Consider the following 21,214-nt stretch of genomic DNA (forward strand, 5'->3'; position numbering starts at 1 on the left):
TTCTGAACTTAATGTAATGAAGTGAAGAATCTGTTTAAATAAGAGATTCTTCATTACGCTTCGCTTCATTCAGAATGACAAAATAAAAAATGAAACAGTTATTTCCTTTTATCCAAAAAGAATTTTATCACCTTCTGCGTGATAGAAGAACTTTACTCATACTTCTCGCAATGCCAATTATACAAGTATTGCTGTTCGGTTTTGCGCTTTCTACGGAGATTAAAAACACCAAAGTAGCTGTTTTTGACCAAGATAAAAGTAACATTTCAGCACAATTGGTTTCTAAAATTCATGAAAATCAATATTTTGACATTGAAAAAAATCTGACTTCTAACAAAGACTTTGAAAACGCTTATAAAGACGGAAAAACAAAGCTACTTCTAGTTATTCCTTCTGATTTCTCAGAAAATTTAACGCAAGGAAAAAAAGCAAAATTGCAGATTTTAGTTGACGGAACAGATGTAAACCTAGGAAACCAAATCGCGAATTATTTTCAAAATATCGTCCTAGATTTTTATCAAAGTCAACAAAAAGAAACGCTGCAAACGTTCTCGGTTTCTCCAGAAATTAGAATGCTCTATAATCCTCAATTGAAAGGAGCGCCTAATTTCGTTCCCGGAGTTATAGCACTCGTTTTATTGATTGTTTGCGTGATGATGACTGCAATTGCCATCGTAAAAGAAAAAGAAACAGGAACGATGGAAATTCTATTGGTTTCGCCTATGAAACCTCAATTTATCATTATTTCTAAAGCAATTCCTTACTTTATTTTAGCGATGGGAATTCTTGGAATAATTCTACTTTTAAGTTATTTTTTACTGGATTTACCCATAAAAGGAAGCATCATTTTGCTGTTTTTTGTGAGCACTATTTTCATCATCACCAATTTACTTATCGGGATTTTAATTTCTATTTTTTCAAAAACTCAACAACAAGCTATGCTTTTTTCGTTGATGGGAACTATGCTTCCCACACTCATGTTGAGCGGATTTATGTTTCCTATCGAAAATATGCCCATTCCATTACAAGTGATGTCTAATATTATCCCTGCAAAATGGTATTATATCATGATTAAAAATATTATGATCAAAGGAACAGGACTCGCCGTAATCTGGAAATCCCTTTTAATTTTAACAGGAATGATGATGGTTCTTTTCACGATTGCTGTGAAAAAATTTAAAATAAGGTTAGAATGATGATTCACATGCATCGCAAAATTGAAAAATTATGAAACAGCTACTCTTCTTACTTCGTAAAGAATTCCGACAAATCTTTCGGAATAAATCTATATTGGCCATTATTTTCGTTGCACCCATGATGCAGCTCATCATCTTGCCTTTAGCTGCAAGTTATGAGATTAAAAACATCAATCTATCTGTGGTAGACCATGACCACTCAAGTTTTTCAAGGGAATTAATTCAAAAAATTACCGCAAGTAACTATTTCAAATTGCAATATTACGGTGAAGACTACCAAAAGGCTTTTGAAACCATAGAAAGCGAAAAATCAGATATTATTCTAGAAATTCCACCAAAATTTGAACAAAATTTGGTGAGGGAAAATCAACAAAAAGTATTGGTTGCAATAAATGCAATAAACGGTACTAAAGCAGGATTGGGAGGAAGCTATCTAGCACAAATTATACAAGACTACAACCAAAATATCCAAACAAAACTCTCACCACAGTTGGTAGAATTTCAAAAAAATGCAGGTCTAGAAGTAAATGCTACCCTTTGGTTCAATAGATTTTACAACTACAGATTGGCTCTTGTTCCCGGTATTTTGGCATTTCTTGTGACGCTAGTTGGCGGAATGCTTTCTGCGCTAAACATTGTCTCTGAGAAAGAAATTGGCACCATTGAACAAATTAATGTTTCACCCATCAAAAAATCTACTTTCATCCTCGGGAAACTTATTCCGTTTTGGATTTTGGCAAATGTAGCTTTTACCATGGGACTTTTGGTTTCTAGATTTGTCTATGGAATAGAAATTTATGGGAGTTTACCACTGCTTTATTTCTTTGTAGGAGTTTATCTTTTAGCCATTTTAGGATTCGGCTTATTGATTTCCACCTATAGTGAAACGCAACAACAGGCGATGTTTACCATATTTTTCTTCATGATGATTTTTATAATGATGAGCGGTTTATACACCCCCATTGAAAGCATGCCAGAATGGTCTCAAAAACTGACGCTTCTTAATCCGCTTACGTATTTAATAGAAGTGATACGATTAATTATGCTCAAAAATTCTGGATTCAAAGATTTAATTCCTCAGTTTATCTCCATTTTAGGAATGGCAGTTTTCTTTAACTCTTGGGCAGTTTGGAATTACAGAAAGACTTCTTAATTTGAGAAAACGTCTAGATTTTCTTACTATTTATCATTTTGGGGGTTAAAGAATTCATCTTTTTAAAATAAAATTCAGTTTTAGCAATCATAATAACGATTAATTATTATTTTTGTTAAAATTTATTTGACTTATGAAGAAAATACTTGCGCTTTTAGCAATTTTTTGTATTGTTTGGCTTTCTGCTCAAAACACTTTTGTAAAAGACTATTACACCAAAAAAGAAGTGTATATCACCATGAGAGATGGTGTAAAATTATTCACCTCCATCTACATTCCGAAAGATATTTCTGCTAAAAACAAATATCCTTTTTTAATGCAGAGAACATGCTATTCTGTAGCACCTTATGGTGAAGATCAGTATAAAAGAAGCCTTGGTCCGAATAAATTTTTACAAAACGATAAATATATTTTCGTCTATCAAGATGTACGTGGAAGATATATGAGCGAAGGTACTTTTACGAATATGACGCCTCAAGTAGATCATAAAACCAAGAAAGACGTAGACGAAAGTACCGATACTTATGACACGATTGATTGGCTCATCAAAAATATTGAAAACAATAACGGAAATGTAGGTCAATACGGAACTTCTTATCCAGGTTTTTACGCTGCAGTTGGCGCTTTAGCAAATCATCCCGCTTTGAAAGCTTCTTCTCCTCAAGCTCCAATTTCTGATTTTTGGTTTGACGATTTTCATCACAATGGTGCTTTTATGATGGGATATTTTAGAACTTTTCCTGTTTTTGGAGTACAAAAAACTAAGCCAGAAAATTCCGCTTGGTATACAGAACAAAGCAAAAAATTAGGCGCAAAATCTGAAGACGGCTCACTTTTCTTCAATGAAATGGGAACGTTAAAAGAAGGCATTGACAAATATTATGGAAGAGATAATTTTTTCATCAATGAAATTGTAGACCATCCTAATTATGATGATTTTTGGAAAAAAAGAGACCTTTTACCTCATCTCAAAAACATAAAACATGCGGTAATGACAGTTGGCGGTTGGTTTGATGCAGAAGATTTAAGAGGTCCGCTTCACATTTATAAAACCATCGAAAAAAATAATCCTAAAGCTAAAAACTCTATTGTAATGGGACCTTTTTCTCATGGTGGTTGGTCTTATGAAATGGGAAAACACTTTCATAATGAAGTATATTTCGGGGATAGTATTGCTACTTTTTACCAAAAAAATATAGAAACTCCATTCTTTAATCATCATTTAAAGAATACCAAATCTACAATAGATCTTCCTGAAGCCTATATGTTTGATACTGGGAAAAAAGAATGGAAACAATTTGCAGAATGGCCACCGAAAAATGCTCAAAAAACCGCTTTTTATTTAAGAGAAAACGGACAATTTAGCTCAGAATCTCCAAGTTCTGCTTCTTTCACAGAATATTTTTCTGACCCAAACAAACCAGTTCCGAGCAGTACCAATTTGAAAGACTTCAATGGTTTCACGCCTAGAAATTACATGAGCGAAGACCAAAGATTTGCAGAAAATAGACCAGATGTAGCTTCTTTTACCACAGAAATCCTTGCAGAAGACCTTACTTTGGCTGGAGAAATTAAAGTAAAATTAAAAATAGCGACTACAGGAACAGATGCAGATTTCTTTGTGAAACTGATTGATATTTATCCTGCAGACGAAAAAGGGATGAAAGAAAAACCTGGCGTTATCTACGGAAATTATCACCAAATGGTAAGAAGCGAAATCATGCCTGCAAGATTTAGAAATTCTTTTGAAAAACCAGAAGCATTGGTTCCTAATCAAGAAACAGAAGTAATTTTTAACCTTCAAGATGTATTGCACACTTTCAAAAAAGGTCACAAAATCCAAATTCAAGTGCAGAGTACGGCTTATCCATTATTTGCCGTAAATCCTCAGAAATTTTTAGAAAATCCTTACAAAGCAGAAAAATCTGATTATACTAAAGCTTTCCAAAAAATCTTTAACAACTCAGTAATTGAAGTGGAGATTTTAAAATAAGAAAAATATAGAATTGGCAGAAGACTTCTTCTGCCAATTTATTTTCAATCAAAAAATAATCGCTAACTTGTAAAGAAAAATTGGTTATGCAACCCGATAAACCTAAAAACCTTAATGACCATCTTGCTAACGAAAGAACTTTTTTAGCATGGTTAAGAACGGGAATTGGAGTAATGGCGTTCGGTTTTGTAGTGGTAAAATTCTCTCTTTTTTTGAAACAATTTTCACTGATATTTGGAAACCAAAACATCATTCATAGCAAAGGTTATTCAGCAGAAATTGGGATTTTACTGGTCGTTTTTGGACTTATAATTTCAATTTTTGGATACTTCCGTTATAAAAAAACCGAAAAACAAATTAATGAAGATTCATTTAAAAACAATTCTTTTTTAATCGGGCTTTCAACCATTATTTTGATTGTTTTCACCTTGATTCTCATTTGGTATTTGATTACCAGCGTAGAATCTTATGCGAAATAATTAAACCGTTTTCTTGGCTTCTTCCCAAAGAATATCCATTTCTTCTAAAGACATTTCTGAAAGGTTAAGATTCTTTTCTAAAGCTAATTTTTCTAGCATTTGGAAACGTTTGATAAACTTAATATTGGTGCGTTCTAGAGCAGAGTCTGCATTAAGCCCAGAAATTCTAGCATAATTAATCAGCGAAAAGAAAACATCTCCTAATTCTTGTTCCTTTTTTTCGGGATTGGTTTCGGCATGAAATTCGGCTAGTTCTTCATCTACTTTTTTCCAAGCATCTTCGGCAGAAGCAAATTCAAAACCTATTCCTTTTACTTTTTCTTGAATTCTGTATGCTTTAATAATCGGTGGCAAACTTTTCGGAACTCCTGCTAAAATAGACTTGTTTCCTTCTTTTAGCTTCAGTTTTTCCCAATTTTGCTTCACTTCTTCTTCATCTTTCACTTCTACGTTTCCATAAATGTGAGGATGACGGAAAATGAGTTTCTCGTTAAGTGAATTAATCACATCTGCAATATCAAAACTCTTCTTTTCTGAACCAATTTTAGCATAAAAAACCAAATGCAATAAAACATCGCCCAATTCTTTCTTAATTTCTGTAAGATTTTCTTCGAGCAAAGCATCAGAAAGTTCGTAGACTTCTTCTAGTGTCAAATGTCTCAAAGATTGCAAATCTTGCTTTTTATCCCAAGGACATTTTTCTCGCAAATCGTCCATGATATCGAGTAATTTAGAGAAAGCTTCTAGTTTTTGTTCTTTGGAATTCATGATGATGTGTAGATGAGATTATGTGATAAAAAAAACTTTGTCAAAGTTCGGAACTTTGACAAAGCTATGCAAATTACTTATTGCTAAAAGCAAAAAGTGAGATTATCCTTGTTTTCTTTGCGTAGATTTTACGGTAGTTTTAGCAGATGAAGATGCTTTCGCTTTTGGCGCAGCTGGTTTTTCTGCTTTTGGAGCCACTTTTTTAGTCGCTGCTTTCTTTTCTACAGATTTTTCTTCTACTATTTCAGCGTCTTCTACTGCTGGTTCTTCTGCTTTTACAAAAGCTTCTGGCTTAATATATCCTGCTTTTTGCAATAAGTTATACCATTGTACTAATTTCTTGATATCTGAACCATAAACTCTATCTACGTCATAGTTTGGTAAAACTGAAGACATGAAAGATTTTAATTCATTATCAGAAGATTTGTGATTAATGGCTTCTTTATAGTCAAATTTTTCAGCAATGTTTTTCATTACTTCAAAAAGTGGAACTTCTTGGTCAAAAGTATAAATTGCAATATTGTCTAATAAACTTACTTGAGAAGTATTAGAAATGCTTGCTTTTTTTCCTGTAGAAATATCTTCTACGATAAAACCTGATCTTAATTGCGTTACTAGGGTAAACAAACCTGGTTTCCCAGAAATCGAAATTATTTTTTCTAACTGCATAATGTATTATTTTTTTGCTTTTGGCAATCAGCTTTTAGCTTTCTGCCACTTTTATTATTGTTTAAATTTTTTCTAAAAATTGCTGATTGCTAATTGCTGACAGCAGATTGCTTATTTCGGAAATCTCATTTTATATCCTACATGAATATCTCCTGAAGTAATTTTAGTTAATTTTCCTTTGATGATTTTTTTCTTTAGAGGACTGAGTTTATCCGTAAAAAGTACGCCTTCAATATGGTCATACTCATGCTGAATTACTCTGGCTCTAATGTCTGAAAAAGTTTCGGTATGTTTAACGAAATTTTCGTCAAAATATTCTATCAAAATCGTTTCTTTTCTGCTTACATCTTCTCTCACATCTGGAATCGAAAGACAACCTTCATTAAATTTCCATTCATTACCGCTTTCTTCTAGAATTCTAGCGTTGATGAATACTTTTTTGAAATCTTTCAATTCATCTGCAATATCTTCATAATCTTCATCATCTGCTAATGGGGTTACATCTACGATGAAAAGACGAATATCTAAGCCAATTTGAGGCGCAGCAAGACCTATTCCATGTGCTGCATTCATGGTTTCGAACATATTGTCTATAAGTTCTTTAAGCTCAGGATAATCTGGCGAAATATCATGGGCTTTTTTTCTTAAAACTGTGTCTCCGTATGCTCTGATTGGTAAAATCATCTTTGTTTTTGTTCTAAAAAATTCTGTAAAATTATGGTAGCACTCACTTTATCGATGAGCGCTTTTTCTTGTCTCTGTTTTTTATTTTTCCCACTTTGTGAGATAAAAAACGAAGCCATTTTTGAGGTAAAACGTTCATCAAACCGATGAATTTCTACTTCGGGAAAAAGTTCTTTCACTTTTTCTATAAATTTTAAAATATCCGTCTCTATTTCTGATAAATTTCCCTTCAAATCAGTAGGTAAACCTATTACCAGCGTTTCAACTTTATTTTCTGAAAAATATTTTTCTAAAAAAGAAAATATATTTTTGGTTTCTACAGTAGTTAATGCGCTAGCAATCAACTGCATATCATCTGTAGCTGCAATTCCGCAACGCACTTTTCCGTAATCAATAGCAACTACTTGACTCATAGTTTGCAAATTTACTAAAATTTTTCAGCTTGTAGAAATTCAAATTTTTGCTAATTTTAAACTCAGAAACTTTTCTACCCTATGAAAACACTTCTTTTAGTAAGACATGCCAAAAGTGATTGGCCAACGAACATAGATGATTTTGACCGACCACTGAATGAGCGCGGACACAAAGATGCCCCTAAAATGGCGAAATTCCTCAATGAAATTTCTGTAACCATAGATGCATTTGTGACCAGTCCTGCAAAAAGAGCATTGACTACTTGCAGATATTTCGCCGAAGTGTTCGAGAATAAAAACATTCAAAAAATAGAAGAATTATACAATGCTTCGCCTACAGAATTTCTAGAAGTGATAGAACATCTTAACGATTCTTTAGATCATGTTGCCATTTTTTCTCACAATAACGGTATTACTTATTTTGCTAATTCTCTAACTAATGAAAATATAGAACACATGCCAACTTGTTCTGTGGTAGCTTTTAAAATTTCTGCCGAAAGTTGGAAAGATTTTAAAAACGCGGAGAAAAATTTCCTATTCTTCCACACACCAAAAGAAATATAAAACATGAAAATTGCAGCAATAGACATCGGGAGTAATGCAGCAAGATTGCTCATCAATGAAGTAAAAGAACCTAAAAAAGGAAAGCCAGAATTCGTAAAACTCAATCTTTTGAGAATTCCTTTCAGATTGGGAATAGATGTTTTTACCACTGGCGAAATTGGCAAAGAAAGAAAGGAAATGGTCATTAAATCTATGAAAGTTTTCTCTCAATTGATGGAAATTTATGACGTAGAACATTACCGAGCTTGTGCTACCAGTGCAATGAGAGATGCTAAAAATGGTAAAGAAATTATAGATTTGGTCAAAAAGGAATCTGGTATAGAAATAGAAATTATTTCTGGTGATGAAGAAGCTACGCTTATCTACGAAAATCATGTAGCAGAAGGTCTTGATAGAAATTTTGGGTATTTATACATAGACGTAGGTGGTGGTTCTACTGAATTGACATACTACGAAAATGGTAAAATGAAATACGAACATTCTTTCAATATTGGTACGATTAGATTGCTCAATAATCTAGTCACCAAAGAAAATTGGGAAGAAATGAAAACCCAAATCAAAACCAAAATCGTGAGCAAAAAACCTATGGTTGCGATTGGTTCTGGCGGAAACATCAACAAAATTTTTAGCATGAGCAAAACCAAAGATGGAAAACCAATGTCTGCGAATATGCTCAAAACTTTTTATAAAGATTTAAAAGAACTTACCGTAGAAGAAAGAATGCTGAAACATAATTTGAGAGAAGACAGAGCAGATGTAATTGTTCCAGCGCTAGAGATTTTCAACAAAGTACTGAATTGGGCAGAAATTTCACAAATTTTCGTTCCAAAAATTTCTGTTGCAGATGGATTAATTCACAGTATTTATGATAAAGTGAAGAAGTAAGGAATTTGAGAGATAAAAAAACAAATGATATAAATACTTAATCTGCATCTTCTTCATCTAGAAAATTAAGTTCGTCATCTCGTTGTTCATAATCATGGGAAATTCCTGGAGGATTAAATAATCCCCAATGATCTGTAATGAAATGTTTTGGATTGAAATTTGCAACCCAATCTACAAATAGTAATCTAAATTCTTCTATTTTTTCTCTTACCATCAAATAATATTTCGCTTCTTCAAAACCAAACATTTCCAGACCATGATAAGCAACCATTAAGTCTCTTGCTGCTTTTCTAATAATTGCAGCGTTTTCCATTTTAAGGTCATACAACTTTACAGCTTCTGCTGAAGAAATTTTCACACAAATCATCATGGCATCTCCTAAAATTTGACCTTTATATGACTGCAAATGTTCATTATCTTCTGGAATCAAATCTGTGATGGTTCTTACTAATTCAAAAATTTCTTCTGCTTTTTCTAAAATAGCTAGATTACTAGGATTTCTCATGATTGTTTTTTTCAAAAATAGTAAGTTTTGACTAAAGTCAAAAGGATTTTACAATAAAAAAAGCGGACTAAAGTCCGCTTGTATTGATAATGTTTTTCAGAAAAAATTTAGTCTACACTCACCACTTCTTTGATGCTTGGTACAAATTGTTTGATGGTATTTTCTACACCTAGTTTCATGGTAGAAAAACTCATAGGACAACCAGAACAGTTTCCTTGCAGTTTTACCATTACTCTATTGTCAATAACATCTACCAATTCTATATCACCACCATCATTATTTAGAAACGGACGAATACTTTCCAAAGCTTCCATTACTTTGGTTACGATTTCTTCGTGAGTGAGTTTATCTTTATTCATATTTTAATTGCTTTAAGCTTTCAGCAATCTGCATTCAGCTCATAGTTTAAATTTTCTAAATTTTAAAATTACTTATTGCTTATTACTAATTACTTATTTTTTGGTGGAGCAACCTGCCATTGTTGTAATTTTCACCGCTTCAGTTGGTGGTAGATTTTTATTTCTTTCCACTAAACTTTCTATCATTTTTTGTGCAGTTTCTTTATAGATTTCTGCAATTTTAGAACCTTCTTGTAATGCTACCGGCCTACCAACATCTCCCGCTTCTCTGATGCTTTGAATCAAAGGAATTTCACCTAAAACTGGAATTCCTAAATCTTCCGCCATAAACTGAGCGCCTTGTTTTCCGAAGATGTAATATTTATTTTCTGGCAATTCTTCTGGTGTAAAATACGCCATATTTTCTATTAAACCTAAAACTGGAATATTAATGCTTTCCATCGTAAACATAGCGATTCCTTTTTTCACGTCTGCTAAAGCTACATGTTGCGGTGTAGAAACGATTACAGCGCCCGTTACAGGAACTTCTTGAATAATCGAAAGGTGAATATCTCCTGTTCCTGGAGGAAGGTCAATCAATAAGAAATCTAGATTTCCCCAAGCTGCATCACGAATCATTTGGTTCAAAGCTTTACTTGCCATAGGTCCTCTCCACACTACTGCTTGATTCGCTCCAGAGAAATATCCGATTGAAAGCATTTTCACGCCATAATTTTCGATAGGTTTCATCATATTTTTACCATCTACTTCTACAGAAATTGGTTTTTCTGCTTCGGTATCAAACATAGTAGGAACAGATGGTCCGTAAATATCTGCATCAAGAACACCTACAGAGAATCCCATTTTTTGTAAAGTCACGGCTAAGTTTGCAGTAACCGTAGATTTTCCTACGCCACCTTTACCAGAAGCAATGGCGATAATATTTTGAATTCCTGGGATTTCTTTTCCTTTGATTTGGTTTTGTTGAACTTGCGAAGGTTCAGGCGAAGTAATTTTGAGTTTCAGCACTACTTGATCACCAAATTCCGTAGCAAAAGCCTGCTTCATCGCTGCTTCCAGCTTCTTCTTTTCGTGCATTGCTGGGGAATGTGCAATCATATCAATGTACACATCATCACCCATTACTTGGAAGTTTTGTACTAAATCATCAACTTCTATTTCTTTCAGAAACTCCTGAACTCTAGTTTTCGTCAACATAATTTTTTGAAATTTTTTGAGATACAAATTTACATAAAAATAATTAATTTGGAATGAATAAAAATAACAATAATGGTAATTGATAGAATTGATTTACAAAAAAAAAACTTCAGATAGTTCCGAAGTTTTTAATTTTATATTTTTTAAATTTTTATAACTCACCTCCGTGATTATCCAATTGTCCTTCCCATTTAGAAACGGCTGAAGTAGCAAGTGCATTTCCTAAAACATTGGTCATGCTTCTTCCCATATCGCAGAAATGGTCAATCGGTAAAATTAAGGCAATTCCTTCTGGTGGAATTCCAAACATAGAACAAGTCGCTACAATAATCACCAAACTCGCTCTTGGAACGCCTGCAATTCCTTTTGAAGTCAGCATTAACACCAAAAGCATGGTGATTTGTTGACCAACCGTCATGTCGATTCCATAAATCTGAGCAATGAAAATAGAGGCAAAAGTCATGTACATCATGCTTCCATCTAAATTGAAAGAATATCCTAGTGGTAAAATAAATGATACAATTCTATTGTTACAACCAAAACGCTCTAATTCTGTTACCAATTTCGGAAAAACGGCTTCTGAACTGGTTGTAGAAAATGCGATAAGTAAAGGTTCTTTGATTCTTCTTAATAATTCGAACAATCTATTTCCTAAAATGAGATAACCTACCACACATAAAATCAACCATAAAATAGCTAGTGCAAAGAAGAAATCTCGAAGATAAATTGCGTAAACTTTGAAAATTTCGAAACCATTGGTGGCAACAACTGCTGCAATAGCTCCCAAAACACCAAGTGGAGCAAACCACATGATATAACCTACCATTTTTAGAATAGCATGCGCGCAAACATCTAAAAATTTGATTACAGGTTTAGAATATTCATCACCCAAATGAGAAAGGGCAATACCAAACATAATAGAAAACAATACAATTTGTAAAACTTCATTGGTAGCAAAAGCTTCGAAAACACTTTTTGGCACTACGTGTTTCACAAAATCTTCCAGAGAAAATCCTTTAGAATTATCCAAGATTTCTTTAGCAGAATTGGCATCTTGAATAGGCAATTTGGTAACATGACCAGGCTCTAACCAGTTTACCAAAACTAAACCTAACATCAGCGAAACCAAAGAAGCAGTAATAAACCAAAGCATTGCTTTACCACCAACTCTACCAATCATTGCGGTATCTCCCATTTTCGCAATTCCCACAACCAATGTTGTAAAAACCAATGGTGCGATAATCATCTGTACTAATCTGATGAAAATCGTGCCGAGAAGTTTTATATTTTTAGAAAAAGATTCTGTATTTTCTGGAAACTGAGTGTGAACTACTCCACCAATAATTACCCCTAAAACTAAAGCAATGATAATTGCAAAGAAAAGTTTGTTTTGTCCTTTCATATATTGATTTTCTATAGAATACAAATATAGTTTTTTTAATGAAATATTGGTAATTGTTTTGAAGCGGTATTTCTGGACAAGCGATAGCAGTGGAAATCCTTTTTCGGTGGCGGCAGCTTTGCTGCCGCCACCGAAAAAGATTGTAACGAATAGCGCGGTTCCGAAAATTTCTTGAATGGCAAAAGCTTTGGAGAAATTTTCGGAATGGCCCAAAATAAAAAATCCCGAAAAAAATTCGGGATTATAAATTTATATTCGAGACTTGAATTAAGCTCTTAAATATCTAGCATATGCGTAACCTTCTTCTCCGTCTTTGGTTTTAATTTTCCACCACTCGTCTGAAGATTGTTCTACTAAAGTTACCACCTCACCTTTTGCCGCTTTTCCTAAAATTACGCCTTCTGTAGAAGGCTCCTGTCTAATGTTTAGGTTAGAACTTTCTGTATCTACAGTAAGTGAAGTGCCTGCAGCTAAACCAGCTACTTGTACATCTATATTGATATCTGAAGCAGAATAAGTAGCATCTATAGCTCCTAAAGCATTCCAAACAGCATCTTTTCCAGCGTTAGAAGAAGTAGTTCCAGAGATGTAAAGAATTCCGTCTTGTTCTTGAACTTTTAAATCAGAAATTCCTGCAGTCTGAGCTGCTGAAACTACACTTGAATATTTTTCTTGTAATGACATGGTAATTATTTTTTAACGTTATAATTATAGTTTACTTTACCCACTTTTAGAGCATCTACAGACATTTTAATTTTTCTAGCTTGCTCTGCCGTAACTTCTCCTGTTAAGGTAAGTTCTCCATTTACCACATCTACTTTTACAGCAGGAAAATCTTTAACGGCATCAGCAACTTTTTGTTGAACTTCTGGAGCAACTGCAGATACAGTTTCTACTACAGAAGCTGCTGCTTCTACATTAGCCATATCCATTACATCTTTTACTCCTTTCACATTTTTAAGAGCAGCAATAGCTGCGTCTTTCTCTTCTTGAGAAGCAAATGTTCCACTTAAATGAGCAACTCCTTCTTTTACCTCCACAGAAGTCCCAGGATATGCGGCAACTACCGTAGTAGATTGTGTAGTAAGTTCTGCATCAGAAACATTTTTTTTGCAAGAAAATACTGCCACAGAAAAGACAAGCGCTAAAGCGGCAATTTTGATAGTTTTTTTCATAGTAAAAATGATTTAATTGTTTATATCCCAAATTTAACAATAAAAATCATGCCATTTTCTTAATTTTTATTAAAATTTTTATTGTTTTTTTAACAAAAAAAGCATCAGAATTCTGATGCTTTTTAAATTTATTTTGAATAAATCAACTTTTTATTTTTGATTTAAATGATAGTAAGCTAACATTTTATAATACAACTTAGCTGCTAAAAACGCTGTAGGTTTCACGTAAGGAGAATGCATTAATTCTACAACATAAAACCTATTATACAATTATTTATACCCTAAAAGATGCAATACATCTTCTGGTTTTTGCTCTTCGCTGAAAACTTCGTATTGTAATTTTCCGTTTTTAGCTTTTTGGATAAGAATATGTTTCGGCTGAGGCAATAAACAGTGATGAACTCCACCAAAACCAGCAATACTCTCTTGATAAGCTCCTGTATTAAAGAAACCGATGTATAATGGTTTGGTATCGCTGAACACTGGCAAATAAATCGCATTTGCATGTTGCTCAGAATTGTAATAATCATCTGAATCACAAGTTAATCCGCCCAAGAAAACTCTTTCGTAAGAATCTTCCCAACGATTCAGCGGAAACATGATAAAACGCTTAGAAATCGCCCAAGAATCTGGAAGTGTAGTCATGAAAGAAGAGTCTATCATGTTCCATTTTTCTCTATCGTTTTGGCGTTTTTGAGAAATAATTTTGTATAAATTTCCAGCACTTTCACCTACAGTAAAACTACCAAATTCAGTATAAATGTTTGGTTCTTCTACTCCTTCTTCTTCACAGAATTTTTTAATTTGATACACGATTTCATTTGCCATGTATTCATAATCATAATCAAACTGAAGAGAATTTTTAATAGGGAAACCGCCACCAATATTAAGAGAATCTACTTCTGGAGCAATTTTTTTCAATCTTGCATATACTCTCAAACATTTGAAAAGTTCGTTCCAATAGTACGCAGTATCTTTAATTCCGGTATTGATGAAAAAGTGAAGCATTTTCAACCTTGCATTCGGGTGTTCTGCTATTTTTTGGCTGTAATAAGGGATAATATCTTTGTACCCAATTCCTAATCTGCTGGTATAAAATTCGAATTTAGGTTCTTCTTCCGAAGCTATTCTAATCCCAATGTCAAAGGTAGTATCTATACTTTCGGTCAGTTTATCTAATTCTCTGTAATTATCTAAAACAGGAATTACATTTTCAAAACCATTATTGATTAAATCTGAAATTTTAGCCAAATAATCATCGGTTTTGAAACCATTACAAACCACTTCTATCGTCTTGTCAATTTTCCCTGTTTCGAATAGATTTTTAACAATATTCATGTCAAAAGCAGAAGACGTTTCAATAGAAATATCATTCTTAAGTGCTTCTTCTAATACGAAAGAAAAGTGCGAAGATTTGGTACAGTAACAGTATCTGTAAGAATTTTTATATTCATTCTTTTTGATGGCATCTTTAAACCAAGTTTTTGCGCGCTGAATGTTTTGCGAAATCTTAGGTAAATAACTGAACTTCAAAGGAGTTCCGAATTTTTCTACCAAGTCCATCAAAGGAATATCATGAAAGTACAACTGTTGATCCTCATACTTAAATTCCTCTTGTGGAAAGTAAAGTGTTTGGTCAATAAGTTCAGCATATTTTATCTTCATTTATTGCAAAAATTTAAGACTACAAAAATGCGAAAAAAGATTGAATTTTTTGAGTTAAAAATTCACAAATTTAGATTCCGATAAAAATCAATACATCACCGTTTTCATACGTGATTTCCACAGTGTTTTCTCGGGCAGAATTTCGGGTTCCTACTCTTTTGGTTAAGCTCAATTCTTCGTTAAAGAGCTCCCAATTAAGACCTTTAGTCGAAATTTTTTCTACAAAAGGAAATGGTAAAAGCGAAATCATCTTTCCTTCTACCCCGTGAATTTTAAAATTTTTAGAGATGAAAAAATATCTGGAAAACTCGTCAAAAAAAGTGATTTCCATTTCATTTTTAAAGAGAAAAGCTACGTGAAGATTTCCTAAAAAGTGGTCTTGTTCGCCACCACTTCCTCCGTAAATATCTACTTTTTTTACTCCATTCTTTTTGAGAATATCTAAAGCTTTTTGAAAATCTGTAAAATCTTGGTCTGGAGTATGAATGAATTTTTCGTGGTAAATATTTTCGTCACTGCCTTCATGAGAATCAAAATCTCCTGAAATAAAATCAAGTTTATCCAGAGGGAAATTTTTATCCTTTAAATAATGAAAAGCCCCATCACTACAAGCAATCACATCATAACCTTCCGTTTCGGGAAGATTTTTCGGTGGAGTTCCGTTGATGAAAAGAAGTGCAGATTTTATCACAGATTTTATAATTGTTTAGAGCGTTTTATTTAGCTCTTTCTGAAGGATTCCAATAATCCTCTTTTTCCCCAGAAATTTTAGAAATATATCTTGCCAAAATAAACAGATAATCAGACAATCTATTGAGATATTTGATGAGTTCTGGTCTTACTTCTTCGGTTTCATTGAGATAAACCATAGCGCGCTCTGCTCTTCTACAAACCGTTCTACAAACGTGAACAGATGCAGCAGCTTTTCCACCGCTTGGTAGAATAAAGAATTGCAAAGGTTCTAATTCTGCATCAAAATTGTCCATCCAACGTTCTAATTCCATAATTTCTTCTTCAGAAATTAACAAATCTAACCTGCTTTTACCATTTGCCAAAAACATTTTATCTGTTGGCGTTGCTGCTTCTGAACCTACGGTAAATAAATCAAATTGAATTTTTTGTAATTGACTTAAAACTTTTTCATCAGAAATTTCCGCTTTTGCCAAACCAATGAAAGCATTGAGTTCGTCTAAAGTTCCATAAGATTCTACTCTTGCAGCAGCTTTAGAAACTCTAGTTCCTCCGTATAAAGAAGTTTCGCCTTTATCGCCAGTTTTGGTGTAAATTTTCATAAAATTGATGGATGTTGGAAGTTAGATGATGGATGTTTAGAATTTTTCAAATCTAAAATTCTCACCCAAATAAGCTTGTCTTACTTGTGGATCATTGGCTAAATCTTCTGGTAAACCTTCTTTCAAAATGTTTCCTTCGAACATAATGTAGGTTTTATTGGTAATTGCCAAAGTTTGTTGAACATTGTGGTCGGTAATTAAAACACCGATGTCTTTTTTCACCAAACTTCTGATGATTTTCTGAATATCTTCTACCGCAATTGGGTCTACTCCTGCAAAAGGTTCATCCAAAAGAATGAAATCTGGGTCTGTAGCGAGGCAACGCGCAATTTCGGTTCTACGTCTTTCACCACCAGAAAGTAAATCTCCACGGTTTTTACGAACGTGTTCTAAAGAAAATTCTTCAATCAGTTCATTGGTTCTGCGGATTTGCTCTTCTTTAGATTTATTGGTGAGTTGTAAAACGCCTAAAATATTATCTTCTACAGACAATTTTCTAAATACAGAAGCTTCCTGAGCCAAATAACCAATTCCTTTTTGCGCACGTTTATACATGGCATCATTGGTAATATCTTTTCCGTCAAGCGTAATTTTGCCAGAAGTAGGTTTTACCAATCCCACAATCATATAGAAAGTAGTGGTTTTTCCCGCACCATTTGGCCCGAGTAAACCTACAATTTCTCCTTTTTTTACTTCTACGGAAACACCTTTTACTACTTTTTTGGGTCCGTATTCTTTAATTAAATTTTCGCCACGTAAAATCATAGAGACAAAGATATGAAAAAAGTCAGAAGTATGAAGTTGGAAGTCGGAAGTCTTAAAATTGCAGATCTTAAGTTAAAAAAATGGAAGTTTTCAAATTACGAAACCCTTTCTGCGTTTTTTGTATGTGCATAAAACGCAGAAAGGGTTGGTTATATTTTGAACTGATTGTAATTTTTAGAAAAATAGGTTCTAAAAATTCCTGAACTTGCGCCCCAGATTGAGCGGCATGTTTGAGCTCTTTTTTCTGCGGCGGCTTCGCCGCCGCAGAAAAAAAGCGAGTAGCGAAAGCTGGAATTTGGCGCCCTAATTATTTAATAAAATGGCAGCTTCTTTGGCAGCATAGGTGAAAATCATATCTGCACCAGCTCTTTTGATGCAAGTAAGACTTTCGATGATGGCTTTATCATTGTCTAACCAACCGTTTTGTGCAGCCGCTTTCAGCATTGCGTATTCTCCGCTCACATTATAAACGGCGATTGGTAAATCTATCTCTTGACGAATCTTAGCTACAATATCCAAATATGGAAGACCCGGTTTTATCATAATAATGTCTGCACCTTCTTCGATGTCTTTGTACACTTCATTTAAGGCCTCTCTAGAATTATGAAAATCCATTTGGTAGGTCTTTTTATCTTTTGGAATTTCCTGAAAATCTTTCGGAGCAGAATCTAACGCACTTCTGAAAGGTCCGTAAAATGAACTTGCATATTTTGCTGCATAGCTCAAAATTCCTACGTTGGTATGACCTGTTTCTTCTAAAGCTTGACGAATTGCAGCAACTCTACCATCCATCATATCACTTGGCGCTACAACATCTGCGCCAGCTTCTGCGTGAGAAACAGACATCCTTGCCAAAGCATCGTTGGTAGCATCGTTGTCTATTTTTCCGTTGGTGATAATTCCATCGTGTCCGTAAATAGAATAAGGGTCTAATGCAACATCTGGCATTACAATCATTTCTGGAACTGCATTTTTAATTTCTCTGATGGTTCTTTGCATAAGACCATCTTTGTTCCAAGCTTCTGTTCCTAGATTGTCTTTTAGATGTTCTGGAACTTTCATGTAAATATTTACCGCTTTTACACCGAGAGAAAATAATTCTCTACATTCTTTTACTGTTAAATCTATAGTTCTACGAAAAATCCCAGGCATTGAAGGAATGGCTTCCTGTGTGTTTTCGCCTTCCATTACGAACATTGGCATTACAAAATCATTGGTAGTGAGTACTGTTTCTCTAACAAGACTTCTGATGCTTTCGTTAGTACGTAATCTTCTATTTCTTGAAAAAATTATCATTTTTGGAACAATGTTTGTTTTATACTCTGCAAATTTAGTTATTTATAACTATTGTGTATATCAATTCGTTTAAATAAATTTGTATATTCTTTGAGATAAGAATGAATTAAGTAAAATGAAAAGAACTTTATATTTTATATTATTTTCGGTAGGTTTATTAATGTTTTCGGGCGAAGCAAAAGCTCAACAAACATTAAGAGAACCGCTTTCTGATTCTCAAAAATCTGATGATGGAGTTTTAGTCGCTTATCCTAATCCTACAAGAGATTTTATCATTGTAAAAGCTAAAAACCCAATGCTAAAGGTAAAATCTGTAACTTTTTACTCTATTATTGGGACTCAAGTTTCAGAAACCATGGTGAACATGAACACCGCCGAAATTAGATTAGACAAACTGAAACCTGGCAAATATTTAATGAAATACACTTTGTCAGACAATACCCAAAAGGTAACGCAAGTGGTAAAACAGCAATAATTTTTAACCATAAAAAAACAAAAACCATCGAAATTCGATGGTTTTTTATTTTTGAAAATTCCGAAAGATTAGTAACCTCCAGAAACTTCTTCGTTTTTTATTAATGCTTTTGCAGAAGATGTTCCTATTCTTTTTACGCCTAGGTTAATCATATATTCTGCTTCTTCTGGTGTTCTTACACCACCTGCAGCTTTTACAGGAAGTGAGCCTGCGTTTTCTAGCATGATTTTAATTCCTTCTACAGTTGCCCCATTTGGTTTTCCGCCTTCTGTTTGGTAGAAACCAGTAGATGATTTCACAAATATTCTGTGTAAATCTTCTGTTTTGAAGTTTTCTTCTGCCCAAATTGAGATTTTTTTGGTAATATCCGCAATTTGCTCATCGGTAAGCGCAGCGATTTCTATAATCCATTTTGCAATTTTACCGTTATCTAAACAAAGTTTTGTACAATCTACAAATTCTGATTTCACAGCATCTACTTCACCATCTTTGTATGCTTCATAATTGATTACAAAATCTAATTCATCTACTCCGTCTTCGATTGCTTTTTGAGCTTCAGCTAATTTATGTTCTTTAGAATAAGTTCCTTCGTGGAAACCGATTACAGTGCCGATTACTACATTAGAATTTTGTTCTGTAAGGAATTGCTTCATTTTTTTAACATAATCAGGTCTTATCATTACTGCAAAAATGTCATTTTCGATGGCTTCTTTGGCAAGATTAATTACCGTTTCTAGCGTTTGTTCTTCGGTAAGACCAGATTGAGCTGGAGTTTTTAGATAAGTAGAATCTAAATAAGTGTTGATTTTCATAATGTTACACTTTTAATTGTCTGTTAATACTTTGCTCCAAAGATATGAAAGTTTCTGTTCTTGTAACGCCTTTTAGCTTCTGTATTTTGCTTAAAATTTGCATGAGATGATCATTATCAATACAAAGTACTTTAAGGAAAACCGTCCAGTTTCCTGTAGTATAATGAGCTTCTACGATTTCATTAATTTCGTTCAGAGATTTAATGAGTTCTTGGAAATGACTTGGCTGATCCATGTAAACGCCGATGTAAGAAACTACTTTGTAACCTATTTTTCTTGGATTAAGAAAAGATACAGAATTTTCTATTACGCCTGCGGTTTCTAGTTTTTTTATTCTCTGATGTACAGCAGTGGTAGAAATACCAATGTTTTTAGAAATTTGAGCCAAAGATGTTTTGGCATTGTCCATAAGCATATAGATTATTTTTTTATCTATTGCATCTAGCTTGTAACCTACTTCTGTAACGCTTTTCATTTTTAATTTAATTGTCTTTTGTTTCTAAAATTGTATAAACGGGATAATGATCACTATACCCACCAAGATATCTGGTCCCTGCAAAAGTTCTAAAAGGTCTTCCTTTAAACTTTTTGTCCCAATTACTTAATTTTTCTGAATTAAAGACTACAGCACTTTTAAATGCTAATGAAGAAATAGGCAAAAAGAAATGATTAGAAAATAGAATCTGATCGAACAACAGTCCTTGGTTGTAGTGAAACGTAGAATAAATTTTATTATTGTACAATTCTATGTATGGATTCACTAAGATTTTATCAACTCCATTGTCATATAATAAATTATTTAGATTTTCTTCAATCGGGTCATCGTTAAAATCTCCACAAATTATTACAGGTTCTTCTTTTTCTAATAATGTGAGAACTCTTTCTTTAATTGAATGAAGAATGTAATCTCTTTTGGGTTTGTTTACATCTTTTTCTCTTTTTGAAGGAAGATGCGCCACAAAAACATTGAGCAATTCATCATTGTATTTCAATTTACAAAAAAGAACATCTCTAGTTGTATCATAATACTCATCTTGCTCCTCATTCACTCCTTCGAAAATAAAAGAAATGGCTTCAGAATCTACTAATTCTATTTTTCTCTTATCGTACAGAAGCGCTGTATCTACGCCTCTTTCATCTAAAGAATTATAATGAACAAAATCATAATTTTGAAGGGGTTCTTGTTGAATCAAGTCTTGTAAAACCTCTTCATTATTCACTTCACATAAACCTACAATCATCGGAAGCACCTCTTCTTTTTCTTCGATTAATCTAAAAACATTGGCAATTTTTCGAAGTTTATTCTGATACTTTCTTTCGTCCCAATTCCTTAATCCAGAAATGGTAGGATCTAAAAAATGTGTTGGTTTAGGGTCTGGAGAAAACAAGTTTTCTACATTATAGAACATGACAAGTTCTTTTTTCAAATAATTCTCCATAGCCTTGCCTCAATTTTTCGGATTGTAA

At 33.4% G+C, this 21,214-nt stretch carries 25 protein-coding genes and 1 pseudogene; 7 read left to right on the plus strand and 19 right to left on the minus strand.

Going from position 1 to position 21,214, the window contains the following annotated elements:
* Positions 1 to 89: 89 nt before the first annotated feature.
* The 4 genes from KKQ76_RS07875 (at position 90) to KKQ76_RS07890 (ending at position 4,821) form a co-directional block, all read left to right on the plus strand.
* On the plus strand, positions 90 to 1,196 hold the full coding sequence (locus tag KKQ76_RS07875; protein WP_213196667.1) for an ABC transporter permease: 1,107 nt from the start codon (positions 90 to 92) through the stop codon (positions 1,194 to 1,196).
* Positions 1,197 to 1,227: 31 nt separating this feature from the next.
* A complete protein-coding gene (locus KKQ76_RS07880) occupies positions 1,228 to 2,349 on the plus strand; it encodes an ABC transporter permease (RefSeq protein ID WP_213196668.1) in 1,122 nt (373 codons plus the stop codon).
* Positions 2,350 to 2,482: 133 nt separating this feature from the next.
* Complete coding sequence (locus KKQ76_RS07885; protein WP_213196669.1) at positions 2,483 to 4,342, plus strand: CocE/NonD family hydrolase; 1,860 nt, start codon at positions 2,483 to 2,485, stop codon at positions 4,340 to 4,342.
* An 86-nt stretch (positions 4,343 to 4,428) separates the two neighbouring features.
* Positions 4,429 to 4,821 carry a YidH family protein gene (locus KKQ76_RS07890; protein ID WP_069797222.1) on the plus strand — a complete coding sequence of 131 codons (393 nt, stop codon included), beginning with the start codon at positions 4,429 to 4,431 and terminating at the stop codon, positions 4,819 to 4,821.
* Here KKQ76_RS07890 and mazG read toward each other — a convergent pair whose 3' ends face one another.
* The 4 genes from mazG to ruvX form a co-directional block, all read right to left on the minus strand.
* Positions 4,822 to 5,589 carry a nucleoside triphosphate pyrophosphohydrolase gene (gene mazG / locus KKQ76_RS07895; RefSeq protein WP_213196670.1) on the minus strand — a complete coding sequence of 256 codons (768 nt, stop codon included), beginning with the start codon at positions 5,587 to 5,589 and terminating at the stop codon, positions 4,822 to 4,824.
* Between the two features lie 102 nt (positions 5,590 to 5,691).
* Entirely contained in the window at positions 5,692 to 6,258 is a 567-nt protein-coding gene (locus KKQ76_RS07900) for a DUF5606 family protein (RefSeq protein ID WP_213196671.1), read from the minus strand.
* Between the two features lie 111 nt (positions 6,259 to 6,369).
* Positions 6,370 to 6,942 carry a peptide deformylase gene (gene def / locus KKQ76_RS07905; RefSeq protein ID WP_069797205.1) on the minus strand — a complete coding sequence of 191 codons (573 nt, stop codon included), beginning with the start codon at positions 6,940 to 6,942 and terminating at the stop codon, positions 6,370 to 6,372.
* Positions 6,939 to 7,355, minus strand: coding sequence for a Holliday junction resolvase RuvX (gene ruvX / locus KKQ76_RS07910; RefSeq protein ID WP_213196672.1), 417 nt, complete (start codon positions 7,353 to 7,355; stop codon positions 6,939 to 6,941). Before ruvX ends, def begins: the two co-directional genes overlap by 4 nt.
* An 81-nt stretch (positions 7,356 to 7,436) precedes the next feature.
* Between ruvX and KKQ76_RS07915 the strand changes: the two genes are divergently transcribed.
* Both KKQ76_RS07915 and KKQ76_RS07920 read left to right on the plus strand, forming a co-directional pair.
* Complete coding sequence (locus KKQ76_RS07915) at positions 7,437 to 7,919, plus strand: SixA phosphatase family protein (protein WP_213196673.1); 483 nt, start codon at positions 7,437 to 7,439, stop codon at positions 7,917 to 7,919.
* Between the two features lie 3 nt (positions 7,920 to 7,922).
* Positions 7,923 to 8,804 carry a Ppx/GppA phosphatase family protein gene (locus tag KKQ76_RS07920; RefSeq protein WP_213196674.1) on the plus strand — a complete coding sequence of 294 codons (882 nt, stop codon included), beginning with the start codon at positions 7,923 to 7,925 and terminating at the stop codon, positions 8,802 to 8,804.
* Between the two features lie 37 nt (positions 8,805 to 8,841).
* Here KKQ76_RS07920 and KKQ76_RS07925 read toward each other — a convergent pair whose 3' ends face one another.
* The 12 genes and pseudogenes from KKQ76_RS07925 to hemB all read right to left on the minus strand — a co-directional run bounded on the left by KKQ76_RS07925 (position 8,842) and on the right by hemB (position 18,460).
* Positions 8,842 to 9,324 carry a hypothetical protein gene (locus KKQ76_RS07925; RefSeq protein ID WP_246501366.1) on the minus strand — a complete coding sequence of 161 codons (483 nt, stop codon included), beginning with the start codon at positions 9,322 to 9,324 and terminating at the stop codon, positions 8,842 to 8,844.
* 92 nt (positions 9,325 to 9,416) lie between these two features.
* Positions 9,417 to 9,668, minus strand: a complete 252-nt coding sequence (locus KKQ76_RS07930) for a NifU family protein (RefSeq protein ID WP_069797210.1) — start codon at positions 9,666 to 9,668, stop codon at positions 9,417 to 9,419.
* 93 nt (positions 9,669 to 9,761) lie between these two features.
* On the minus strand, positions 9,762 to 10,865 hold the full coding sequence (locus tag KKQ76_RS07935; RefSeq protein WP_213196675.1) for an Mrp/NBP35 family ATP-binding protein: 1,104 nt from the start codon (positions 10,863 to 10,865) through the stop codon (positions 9,762 to 9,764).
* Between the two features lie 151 nt (positions 10,866 to 11,016).
* The gene (locus KKQ76_RS07940; protein WP_213197495.1) at positions 11,017 to 12,267 is read right to left on the minus strand and encodes a dicarboxylate/amino acid:cation symporter; all 1,251 of its coding nucleotides are present in this window, start codon (positions 12,265 to 12,267) and stop codon (positions 11,017 to 11,019) included.
* A gap of 267 nt (positions 12,268 to 12,534) precedes the next feature.
* On the minus strand, positions 12,535 to 12,951 hold the full coding sequence (locus KKQ76_RS07945; protein ID WP_213196676.1) for an SH3 domain-containing protein: 417 nt from the start codon (positions 12,949 to 12,951) through the stop codon (positions 12,535 to 12,537).
* A gap of 5 nt (positions 12,952 to 12,956) precedes the next feature.
* Positions 12,957 to 13,442: a BON domain-containing protein gene (locus KKQ76_RS07950; protein ID WP_213196677.1), complete on the minus strand. Its 486-nt coding sequence runs from the start codon at positions 13,440 to 13,442 to the stop codon at positions 12,957 to 12,959.
* A 150-nt stretch (positions 13,443 to 13,592) separates the two neighbouring features.
* Positions 13,593 to 13,700 (minus strand): annotated as a pseudogene (locus KKQ76_RS12730) (agmatinase); the annotation flags it as partial.
* A 12-nt stretch (positions 13,701 to 13,712) separates the two neighbouring features.
* Positions 13,713 to 15,107 carry a type III PLP-dependent enzyme domain-containing protein gene (locus KKQ76_RS07955; protein ID WP_104794341.1) on the minus strand — a complete coding sequence of 465 codons (1,395 nt, stop codon included), beginning with the start codon at positions 15,105 to 15,107 and terminating at the stop codon, positions 13,713 to 13,715.
* Positions 15,108 to 15,177: 70 nt separating this feature from the next.
* Positions 15,178 to 15,798 carry a thiamine diphosphokinase gene (locus tag KKQ76_RS07960; protein ID WP_213196678.1) on the minus strand — a complete coding sequence of 207 codons (621 nt, stop codon included), beginning with the start codon at positions 15,796 to 15,798 and terminating at the stop codon, positions 15,178 to 15,180.
* Between the two features lie 25 nt (positions 15,799 to 15,823).
* Positions 15,824 to 16,399 (minus strand): cob(I)yrinic acid a,c-diamide adenosyltransferase, encoded by a 576-nt coding sequence (locus KKQ76_RS07965; protein ID WP_213196679.1) that lies wholly within the window; start codon positions 16,397 to 16,399, stop codon positions 15,824 to 15,826.
* Between the two features lie 36 nt (positions 16,400 to 16,435).
* On the minus strand, positions 16,436 to 17,164 hold the full coding sequence (gene lptB / locus KKQ76_RS07970) for an LPS export ABC transporter ATP-binding protein (RefSeq protein WP_213196680.1): 729 nt from the start codon (positions 17,162 to 17,164) through the stop codon (positions 16,436 to 16,438).
* 303 nt (positions 17,165 to 17,467) lie between these two features.
* Positions 17,468 to 18,460, minus strand: a complete 993-nt coding sequence (gene hemB, locus KKQ76_RS07975; protein ID WP_213196681.1) for a porphobilinogen synthase — start codon at positions 18,458 to 18,460, stop codon at positions 17,468 to 17,470.
* 115 nt (positions 18,461 to 18,575) lie between these two features.
* On the opposite strand from hemB, the gene KKQ76_RS07980 reads away from it, so the two are divergent.
* Positions 18,576 to 18,935, plus strand: coding sequence for a T9SS type A sorting domain-containing protein (locus tag KKQ76_RS07980; protein WP_104794345.1), 360 nt, complete (start codon positions 18,576 to 18,578; stop codon positions 18,933 to 18,935).
* Positions 18,936 to 19,003: 68 nt separating this feature from the next.
* Here KKQ76_RS07980 and deoC read toward each other — a convergent pair whose 3' ends face one another.
* The 3 genes from deoC to KKQ76_RS07995 are packed head-to-tail and all read right to left on the minus strand — an operon-like array spanning position 19,004 to position 21,174.
* Positions 19,004 to 19,747 (minus strand): deoxyribose-phosphate aldolase, encoded by a 744-nt coding sequence (gene deoC, locus KKQ76_RS07985; protein ID WP_213196682.1) that lies wholly within the window; start codon positions 19,745 to 19,747, stop codon positions 19,004 to 19,006.
* A gap of 4 nt (positions 19,748 to 19,751) precedes the next feature.
* On the minus strand, positions 19,752 to 20,222 hold the full coding sequence (locus KKQ76_RS07990; protein WP_069799474.1) for an Lrp/AsnC family transcriptional regulator: 471 nt from the start codon (positions 20,220 to 20,222) through the stop codon (positions 19,752 to 19,754).
* Positions 20,223 to 20,229: 7 nt separating this feature from the next.
* Positions 20,230 to 21,174 (minus strand): endonuclease/exonuclease/phosphatase family protein, encoded by a 945-nt coding sequence (locus KKQ76_RS07995; RefSeq protein WP_317194561.1) that lies wholly within the window; start codon positions 21,172 to 21,174, stop codon positions 20,230 to 20,232.
* Positions 21,175 to 21,214: the final 40 nt, after the last annotated feature.

This window comes from Cloacibacterium caeni (assembly GCF_907163105.1).
GTDB classification, from domain to species: Bacteria; Bacteroidota; Bacteroidia; order Flavobacteriales; family Weeksellaceae; genus Cloacibacterium; species Cloacibacterium caeni_A.